Source organism: Oribacterium sp. P6A1 (assembly GCF_000702885.1).
GTDB lineage: Bacteria > Bacillota > Clostridia > Lachnospirales > Lachnospiraceae > Oribacterium.
The window spans coordinates 1-1,754 of record NZ_JNKO01000086.1; the positions used below are offsets into that span (position 1 = coordinate 1).

The following is a 1,754-nucleotide window of genomic DNA, read 5'->3' on the forward strand; positions in this document are numbered from 1 at the left end:
TGTTGAAATAAACTCAATTAACTGATCTTTTATATTTTCAAAATCTTTTGTCTCAAGTCCTCTTGAATCATAAATGCGTATAGGCATTCCATTCGTTAGCTCATAGTCATAACAATCAAATGCCATAGTACATGGTTCTGTCGCACTAGTTTTGCAAACATCACTCTGAAGAAGGTAATTGATAAAAGACGACTTCCCTTCTCCTGTTCTACCTAACAGCATTATTTTTGCACAATAATCTTTGTTCATGCTAATTCTCCAGATTATTAAGATTTAAGTATTTTTGAATCAATCCCATGAGTAACTCATCATCAAACAATTTATCCCAATATACCTCTTCGCCGTTCATATATTTATTTACACTGTTGTAACAGATTTCCGAAACAGCTTGTCCAATGGCAAAAGTGATTCCGGTAGCGACAGCGGCATTAATAGCTCCTCCAGCCGCAGCTCCTATTATAGGAAAACATTTTAGTATTCCTCCTACAATGGATTTTCCAATCTGAGTGATAATTACATCTCCAACTAGTGCCGTAGATATTGAAGCTAGACCTGTTACTCCATAAATATCTATTATTTTCGAAACCATTCTTACTTGAATCGGGACGAGCAAAGCAGCATCAGAAAATGGTATTGGTGTTGCTCCAACTGCAGCTGAAGCTATAGAAGACTGGTTAATGATTTGGTTCGCAGATTTTTTCTTTACATTCAGATTTTTCATCTGAGCAGATATAAACATATCTCTTATATCTTCATCATCTATTACAGATGCAGACCAATTTATTAGTTCGTCCATCTGCAACGGATCATTAATTTCATTAGACGTACTTGTTTCAAAACATTGGATATTATCTTTGCAAGATCTTTTAATGATTTCCTTAAATGATCTCGCTATCTCACCGTCTTCGGTATCTTCATCACATTTAGTCAGGACGATGCAAAGCCTTCCTTTGATTTTTCCTGATTCACAAAGACAATTGATGTTTTCAATATCCATTTCTTCAATTCGCTTATTTACTATTGGCAAACAATACCAAAGCGCCTGTACATCAACACCATCTATTCCATGATCTACAATATCTTTTATAGAATCACAGTATGTGTTCCCCTGATTAATTTCATAACCTGCACTATCTATCAAGTTTATATTCCTACCATAATCTGAACCTTTGTAGATTTTGAAGCCTTCTGTCATCGGCATAACATCAGATACTTTCGCTATATCACCTCCGAATATATCGTTGATAAGGCTCGATTTTCCTGCCCCACTTATTCCAAGTATCATAATAGTCGGAACTACTTTTCCTTTATTAACTACTTGAAAGTCTCTCCAATTATTCTCAAATTCTTCTCTGAAATCCATACTTTCTCCTATTAAAGTTTTATATTCAAAATATCCGACACTTGTATCCATGTTGAATTTACGCACACTAGTTTATTCATTTATATCTTACTCAAAAAAACTATCTTTCCAGTACCTTTTGAAATACGATATTCAACTTCAAGTACTACCGTATCTCAAAGTCATTATGACAATTTTCTTTTTTATTAGAACTAGGTTTTTCATGATGATTCAATCTCTTTCAATTAGCCCGTCAAATCTTTCTCAATGTAATATGCGCAACTATTTTGTCGACAAAAACTTGATAATTTATTAGATTTCAACCTTAGTTGTAACTATCCTTTAGTAAAATCCAAATAGGTTTAGCCAAAAAAGAAGAGGATATTTTCTTATATATGTGCTTTACGGAGGA

Annotated in this window: 2 protein-coding genes; both read right to left on the bottom strand. The window is 33.7% G+C overall.

Going from position 1 to position 1,754, the window contains the following annotated elements:
• Nucleotides 1–249: GTPase (locus tag T515_RS16115; protein WP_036613603.1), on the bottom strand; the 249-nt coding region annotated here is incomplete at its 3' end.
• A gap of 1 nt (nucleotide 250) precedes the next feature.
• Nucleotides 251–1,363 (bottom strand): GTPase, encoded by a 1,113-nt coding sequence (locus T515_RS16120; RefSeq protein WP_036613606.1) that lies wholly within the window; start codon nucleotides 1,361–1,363, stop codon nucleotides 251–253.
• Nucleotides 1,364–1,754 lie beyond the last annotated feature (391 nt).

What these genes read in the sequence shown, in the direction of transcription:
- T515_RS16120 (WP_036613606.1), bottom strand. Translation starts at nt 1,363, where the DNA reads ATGGATTTCAGAGAAGAATTTGAGAATAATTGGAGAGACTTTCAAGTA.